Below are 7032 nucleotides of genomic sequence, written 5' to 3'. Positions count from 1 at the left end.
TCTTCGTCAAGGGCGAGGTCATCAAGACCGTCCCCGAGTCGAAGATCGTCGAGACCCTCATCGAAGAGGCGATGAAGATCGCCGAGCAGATGGAGGACGAGGGCATCCCTTCGGGGGCGCCCGCCGTCACCGTGAGCTGAACGACCAGAGAGGGGGCCGAGCGTGACGATCTTGGAGAACATCCGGGGGCCGCGCGACCTGAAGGGTCTGACAGACCCCGAGATCTGTCAGCTGTCATCGGAGATCCGGGAGTTCCTGGTCCACGCGGTCGCCCGGACGGGCGGCCACCTCGGCCCCAACCTCGGGGTGGTGGAACTGACCATCGCCCTGCACAGGGTCTTCGACTCGCCCGTCGACCGCATCCTGTGGGACACCGGCCACCAGAGCTACGTACACAAACTGCTGACCGGCCGGCAGGACTTCTCCAAGCTGCGCGGCAAGGGCGGGCTCTCCGGCTATCCGTCGCGCGAGGAGTCCCAGCACGACGTCATCGAGAACTCGCACGCCTCGACGGTCCTCGGCTGGGCCGACGGACTCGCCAAGGCCAACCAGGTGCTCGGCCGGCACGATCACGTCGTCGCCGTGATCGGGGACGGGGCGCTCACCGGCGGCATGGCCTGGGAGGCGCTCAACAACATCGCCGCCGCCAGGGACCGGCCGCTGATCATCGTCGTCAACGACAACGAGCGCTCGTACTCCCCGACCATCGGCGGACTCGCCAGCCACCTGGCCACCCTCCGCACCACGGACGGGTACGAGAAGTTCCTCGCCTGGGGCAAGGACGTGCTCCAGCGCACCCCCGTCATCGGGCAGCCGCTGTACGGGTCGCTGCACGGCGCGAAGAAGGGCTTCAAGGACACGTTCGCCCCGCAGGGCATGTTCGAGGACCTGGGGCTGAAATACGTCGGCCCGGTCGACGGCCACGACACTGCGGCCGTCGAGTCGGCCCTCAGCCGCGCCAAACGCTTCCACGGGCCGGTACTGGTGCACTGTCTGACCGAGAAGGGGCGGGGTTACGCCGCCGCCGAGCAGGACGAGGCCGACCGATTCCACGCTGTCGGCGCCATGGACCCGCTGACCTGCGAACCTCTCGCGCCGGCCAACGGCCCTTCCTGGACCTCGGTGTTCGGCGACGAGATCGCGAAGATCGGTGCGGAGCGGCCCGACGTCGTCGCGATCACAGCGGCCATGCTGCATCCCGTGGGGCTGACCAAGTTCGCCGAGGCGTTCCCCGACCGGGTCTGGGACGTCGGGATCGCCGAGCAGCACGCCGCGGTCTCCGCGGCGGGGCTCGCCACCGGCGGACTGCACCCCGTCGTCGCCGTCTACGCGACCTTCCTCAACCGCGCCTTCGACCAGCTGCTCATGGACGTGTCGCTGCACAAGTGCGGCGTGACCTTCGTACTGGACCGGGCGGGCGTCACCGGGGCCGACGGGCCCTCGCACAACGGCATGTGGGACATGTCGCTCCTCCAGGTCGTACCCGGCCTGCGGATCGCCGCGCCGCGCGACGCCGACCAGCTGCGTGCCCAGCTGCGCGAGGCCGTCGCCGTGGACGACGCGCCCACTGTCGTGCGTTTCCCCAAGGAGTCCGTGGGGCCGGTGATTCCGGCGGCCGGCCGGGTGGGCGGCATGGACGTGCTGTGCCGGACCGGTGAGCCCGACGTACTCCTGGTCTCCGTCGGGGCGCTGGCGCCCGTCTGTCTCGAGGCGGCCGGGCTGCTGGCGGAGCGCGGCATCGGCTGCACGGTCGTGGACCCGCGCTGGGTCAAGCCCGTCGACGAGCATCTCGCGCCGCTCGCGGAGCGGCACCGTCTCGTCGCGGTCGTCGAGGACAACAGCCGCAGCGGCGGCGTCGGTTCGGCCGTCGGGCAGGCACTGCGGGACGCCGGTGTCGACGTACCCCTGCGTACGTACGGCATCCCCGAGCAGTTCCTCGCGCACGCGAAGCGCGGCGAGGTGCTGGCCGACATCGGGCTCACGCCCGCGTCGATAGCGGGCCGGATCAGCCTCGCCCTGGCGGCCGGGGAGACCGGCCGTCCCACTGGGGAACGCTAAGGAGACGGCGGAATGACAGACGGCGCGCCGATGGGGTTCGACCTGGCGAAGCTCCTCGCGGAACGCGGGGACGAGCGCTACGAGCTGCACGCCAGGCACCTGAACCACCAGCTGCCCCGCATGCTGCGCACCATCGGTTTCGACAAGGTCTACGAACGGGCCGAGGGTGCCTACTTCTGGGACGCGGAAGGCAACGACTACCTCGACATGCTCGCGGGCTTCGGCGTGATGGGCCTCGGCCGGCACCACCCCGTCGTACGCAAGGCGCTGCACGACGTACTGGACGCCTCGCTCGCCGACCTCACGCGCTTCGACTGCCAGCCGCTCCCGGGGCTGCTCGCCGAGAAGCTGCTCACGCACAGCCCGCACCTGGACCGCGTGTTCTTCGGCAACAGCGGCACGGAGGCGGTGGAGACCGCGCTGAAGTTCGCCCGGTACGCGACCGGCAGGCCCAGGATCCTGTACTGCGCGCATGCCTTCCACGGCCTGACGACGGGCTCGCTCTCGGTGAACGGCGAGGCGGGCTTCCGCGACGGCTTCGCGCCGTTGCTGCCCGACACGGAGATCACGCTCGGCGACCTGGACGCCCTGGAGCGGGAGCTGAGGAAGGGGGACGTGGCCGGCTTCGTCGTGGAGCCGATCCAGGGGAAGGGCGTCCACGCGTCACCGCCCGGGTTCCTGCGCGCGGCCCAGGAACTTCTGCACCGCCACAAGGCGCTGCTGATCGCCGACGAGGTGCAGACGGGCCTGGGCCGGACCGGCGACTTCTACGCCTACCAGCACGAGGGGGGCGTCGAGCCCGATCTGCTGTGCGTCGCGAAGGCACTCTCCGGCGGCTACGTTCCGGTCGGCGCGACCCTCGGCAAGGACTGGATCTTCAAGCGCGTCTACTCGTCGATGGACCGGGTGCTGGTCCACTCGGCCAGCTTCGGCTCCAACGCGCAGGCCATGGCGGCGGGACTCGCCGTGCTCGCGGTGATGGAGGAGCAGGAGATCGTCGCGAACGCCCGGCGCACCGGCGACCTCCTGCGCGAGCGGCTGACGGCGCTCATCAGCCGCTACGAACTGCTGCACGACGTGCGCGGGCGCGGGCTCATGATCGGCATCGAGTTCGGACGGCCCGGCTCACTGAAGCTGCGCAGCCGGTGGACCATGCTCCAGGCCGCCCGCAAGGGGCTCTTCGCGCAGATGGTCGTCGTACCGCTCCTGCAGAAGCACCGGATCCTGACGCAGGTCTCCGGCGACCACCTGGAAGTGATCAAGCTTATTCCGCCGCTGACCGTGGGGGAGAAGGAGGTGGACCGGTTCGTCGACGCGTTCACCGCGGTGATGGACGACGCGCACAGCGGTGGCGGTCTGATGTGGGACTTCGGCCGGACGCTGGTGAAGCAGGCGGTCGCGAACCGCTAGTTCCGGGCGCTTTGCCTCTGAGGCAAGTTATTTGCCCCAGAGGTAAACCCTCTGGCCCAATGGAGGCATGACACCCCGCCTCGAAGAGCCGGCCGAAGGAGCGCTGCCCTCGGTCGCCCCGCGCCTGCGCGACCTGCGCCGGCACAGCGGTCTCACGCTCGAGGCCGCCGCCCGTCGCGCCGGACTCTCGCCCGCGCACCTGTCCCGCCTCGAGACGGGACAGCGCCAGCCCTCGCTGCCGATGCTGCTCGCACTCGCGCGTGTCTACGGTACGACGGTCTCCGCCCTTCTCGGCGAGACCGCCGGCGACCGGGACGCCGTACTGCGCGCGGGTGAGGCCGAGGCCCGGGAGGCCGACGGCTGGACGTACCACCGGGCAGGCGGTCCGGGACGCGCCATGCAGGCGCTGCGCGTGCATGTGCCGCACGGCGCCCAGGGCGATCTGGTGCGCGTCCATCCCGGCGAGGAGTGGCTGTACGTGCTGTCGGGGCGGCTGCGGCTGGTCCTCGGCGAGAGCGTTCACCGGCTCGATGCCGGGGACAGCGCGCATTTCGACTCGCTGACCCCGCACCGCATCGCGGCGGCCGGCCCCGAAGGGGTCGACCTGCTGTTCGTCCACACGCTGCTGCAGAGTGCCACCGCCGGGCTGTGCCTACCTCAGGAGATCTGACATGCCGGAACAGAAATCCACCGCGCGCCGCTTCATCGAGGACAAGATCCCGAGGGGCCTCGCGATCCGGTTGTTCGTGTACTTCGTCGCGGGGCACCTGTTCGCGGCCTTCGTCTACCTGCTCTTCACGCTCGGCGGCTCGCGCTGATCAGCCCTGGTCGAGCAGACGTGTCCGCAACCGCTCGCGGACCTCGGGCGTGACGTTCAGCCCCTCCTCGAGGTAGCGGTCGGTGGTGCCCCAGATCTTCTCGATCGTCTCGAAGGCGGCGGCCAGGTACTCCGCGCGGGCCTCGAAGAGCGGGCTCAGCAGCTCCATGACCTCGGGGGACATCCCGGCTGACGAATCGTCACTGCGGTGGACCTTGTAGCGGCGGTGCGGATCGTTCGACTTCAGGTAGTCGGCCTCGATCGCCTCGCGCTCGACGCCGACCGCCAGTAGCGTCACGGCTATCGACAGGCCGGCGCGGTCCTTGCCCGCCGCGCAGTGCATCAGCGCGGGGACGCTGTCCTCGGCGAGAGCGTGCAGCACCTGGCTGTGCTCGGCCGTGCGCTCCTTGATGATCACCCGGTACGTCGCCGACATCCGGTCCGCGGCCTTGCCGTCCGAGAGGATCTCGCGCAGCTCGTCGAGATTCCCGTCGCGCACCATCTTCCAGAACACGGCGCCGTCGGCCGGGTCCGTCAGCGGCAGATTGACATTGCGCACCCCCGGCAGCTCGACGTCCGGGCCCTCCAGCCGCTGGTCCGCCTCGTTGCGGAAGTCGAAGATCGTGTGGAGACCGAGCGAATTGAGGAACGCCGCGTCGGTGGCGGTGGCGTGCGCCAGATGACCGCTGCGGAAGAGCGCTCCGTACCGGACCCGCCGCCCGTCCACCGTCGGCAGGCCACCCACATCGCGGAAGTTGCGCACCGCGGCAAGCTCCGGCTCCTGCTCGGGCTCTGTCGGCGGGACCTGCGGCAGCTGCTGTGTCACGTGAGCTCCTGAAGTCTGCCGTCGGCGCTGCTCGCCGACTTCGGCGCGTTTCGACGATACGACATGGGTACCTGGGGCAATCATCGCGGCCGAGCCCGCTCGGCCGTCGCCCCCGGCACTCCGCACGGACAGCATTTTCGCACCTGTGCGGATCCGGGGACTCTTACGGCCGGGACAGACGATCACGGCCGTTCCCGGCTGCTCTGCGGGGCGGCTGGAAGGCACGGGCCGTATCTCACCGATCGAGGCGAGCTGGTCCACCCGCACCGCGGTCACGGGGGCTCGGATCTTCCTCGCCGCTGCCGAGTGGCTCTGTCGCCGGGGGTAGTCATATTGCCGCAAAGCGGGCGTAAGCGGCACTTGGCGTGAATGGGGCTATTTCGTGCCAACACCCTTGGCGGGTAAGGGAAATGACGGGACCGCTGGTGAGCAGGATCATATTTGTGACGGTGCGTGGCGAAGGGGTGGGGTCAAATGCCTGTTCGCAGGCGGGGCGTAATGATCCGTAATCCACAGAGGGTGACGGGAATTGCGTCATGAATTCTCGTGGGGCAATGACGGGGTGAATGGACCGGCTTGTACGGGGGAGCTGCATCGGCTTACGGTCACCGTCAATCCGGGTGGACCGCCGAATCCTGCCACCTCCCGGAATCCGCACTCACACTCACTCACGCGTGGCAGGAGCGGGGGAACCAGGTAAGTACGCCGGCGAACCGGAAGTTTCACCTCCGGACCGGCTTTGGGGTTAAGCCGCGCGACAGTGCGGCCGGGCATCTCCAGCCCGAACCCGACAGCTCACCTCGTAGGCGCCGGAGAGGAATGTTCCATGCCCGCAAAGGGTAAGCACCGCCGCCCGAGGTCCAACTCGCTCACGCGCGGATTCGTCGCCGCCGGCACGGGCGGAGCAGTACTCGCACTTCCCCTCATCGCCGCCACCGGCGCGAACGCCGCGGAGAAGGCCGCTCCGGCCGCCGCGTCCGCCGAAAAGGCCGCCGTTTCGGACGTGTCCGAGAAGGCGACGCCGAAGAAGAAGTCCAGCACCAAGACCTACTCCGTGGTCTCCGGCGACTATCTGTCGAAGATCGCCGACGAGCAGGACGTGCGTGGCGGCTGGCAGAAGCTGTACGACGACAACCGTGAGGTCGTCGGCGGCAACCCCTCGCTGATCCTGCCCGGCACGAAGCTGACCCTCGGCGCGAAGGCGGCGGCCCCGGCCGAGTCCGCCCCCGCGAAGCCGGCGCAGCCGGCGGCCGAGGCGCCCGCGCCCGCCGCCCCGAAGCCCGCCCCGAAGGTCGAGGCCAAGACCGAGACCCAGAAGCCCGCCGCCGCGCCGCAGGCCACCGGTTCCGGCTTCACCGCCCCGGTCTCCGCGGGCGTCACCACCTCGTACCGCGCCGCCGGCGGCAGCTGGTCCAGCGGTTACCACACGGGCGTCGACTTCTCCGCCTCCAGCGGCACCCCGGTCAAGGCGGTCGGTGCCGGCACCGTCGTCTCCGCGGGCTGGAGCGGCGCGTACGGCAACGAGGTCGTCATCAAGCACGACGACGGCCGCTACTCGCAGTACGCCCACCTGTCCTCGCTGGCCGTCTCCTCCGGCCAGAGCGTCAGCGGCGGCACCCAGATCGGTCTCTCCGGCAGCACGGGCAACTCCACCGGCCCGCACCTGCACTTCGAGATCCGCACCGGTCCGAGCTACGGCTCGGACGTCGACCCGCTGGCCTACCTGCGCGGCCACGGCGTCACCATCTGACGGATCTGATCCCTCAGGGCTCTTCCGTACGCCCCCTTTTGCTGCCACCCTCGGCGACAAAAGGGGGCGTACGTGCGTTTTAGTCCTATTCCGGGTTGGGTGAATCTTGACCGGTGTCTTATCTCACGCCGCGTCAACCCCTCCCTACGGTGGCGTAGGTCACTCGCTCCA

General features: G+C 69.6%; 6 protein-coding genes, 1 pseudogene and 1 riboswitch. Of the genes and pseudogenes, 6 read left to right on the top strand and 1 reads right to left on the bottom strand.

The window, feature by feature from the left end:
• The 5 genes and pseudogenes from ACWIHY_RS33675 to ACWIHY_RS33655 all read left to right on the top strand — a co-directional run.
• Window positions 1-140, top strand: a pseudogene (locus ACWIHY_RS33675) (flavodoxin-dependent (E)-4-hydroxy-3-methylbut-2-enyl-diphosphate synthase); the annotation flags it as partial.
• Window positions 141-162: 22 nt separating this feature from the next.
• Complete coding sequence (gene dxs, locus ACWIHY_RS33670) at window positions 163-2058, top strand: 1-deoxy-D-xylulose-5-phosphate synthase (RefSeq protein WP_454380139.1); 1896 nt, start codon at window positions 163-165, stop codon at window positions 2056-2058.
• Window positions 2059-2070: 12 nt separating this feature from the next.
• Window positions 2071-3468: an aspartate aminotransferase family protein gene (locus ACWIHY_RS33665; RefSeq protein ID WP_454380138.1), complete on the top strand. Its 1398-nt coding sequence runs from the start codon at window positions 2071-2073 to the stop codon at window positions 3466-3468.
• A gap of 67 nt (window positions 3469-3535) precedes the next feature.
• A complete protein-coding gene (locus ACWIHY_RS33660) occupies window positions 3536-4138 on the top strand; it encodes a helix-turn-helix domain-containing protein (protein WP_454380137.1) in 603 nt (200 codons plus the stop codon).
• Window position 4139: 1 nt separating this feature from the next.
• A complete protein-coding gene (locus ACWIHY_RS33655; protein ID WP_454380136.1) occupies window positions 4140-4286 on the top strand; it encodes a DUF6126 family protein in 147 nt (48 codons plus the stop codon).
• Here the strand turns inward: ACWIHY_RS33655 and ACWIHY_RS33650 are convergent, their stop codons facing one another.
• Window positions 4287-5111: a tyrosine-protein phosphatase gene (locus ACWIHY_RS33650; RefSeq protein ID WP_454380135.1), complete on the bottom strand. Its 825-nt coding sequence runs from the start codon at window positions 5109-5111 to the stop codon at window positions 4287-4289.
• 651 nt (window positions 5112-5762) lie between these two features.
• A riboswitch (cyclic di-AMP (ydaO/yuaA leader) is annotated at window positions 5763-5935 on the top strand.
• 2 nt (window positions 5936-5937) lie between these two features.
• Here ACWIHY_RS33650 and ACWIHY_RS33645 point away from each other — a divergent pair.
• Window positions 5938-6861 carry a M23 family metallopeptidase gene (locus tag ACWIHY_RS33645; protein ID WP_454380133.1) on the top strand — a complete coding sequence of 308 codons (924 nt, stop codon included), beginning with the start codon at window positions 5938-5940 and terminating at the stop codon, window positions 6859-6861.
• The last annotated feature ends 171 nt before the right edge of the window (window positions 6862-7032 follow it).

The sequence above is a fragment of the Streptomyces sp. NPDC055287 genome (genome assembly GCF_053646035.1).
The sequence above is the reverse complement of the archived record's forward strand: the minus strand, read 5'-3'. Positions and strand labels throughout refer to the sequence as shown.

Excerpts from the sequence above, each read along its gene's own strand:
- ACWIHY_RS33645 (WP_454380133.1), top strand. The coding sequence starts at position 5,938 with ATGCCCGCAAAGGGTAAGCACCGCCGCCCGAGGTCCAACTCGCTCACG.
- ACWIHY_RS33655 (WP_454380136.1), top strand. The coding sequence starts at position 4,140 with ATGCCGGAACAGAAATCCACCGCGCGCCGCTTCATCGAGGACAAGATC.
- ACWIHY_RS33660 (WP_454380137.1), top strand. The coding sequence starts at position 3,536 with ATGACACCCCGCCTCGAAGAGCCGGCCGAAGGAGCGCTGCCCTCGGTC.
- ACWIHY_RS33665 (WP_454380138.1), top strand. The coding sequence starts at position 2,071 with ATGACAGACGGCGCGCCGATGGGGTTCGACCTGGCGAAGCTCCTCGCG.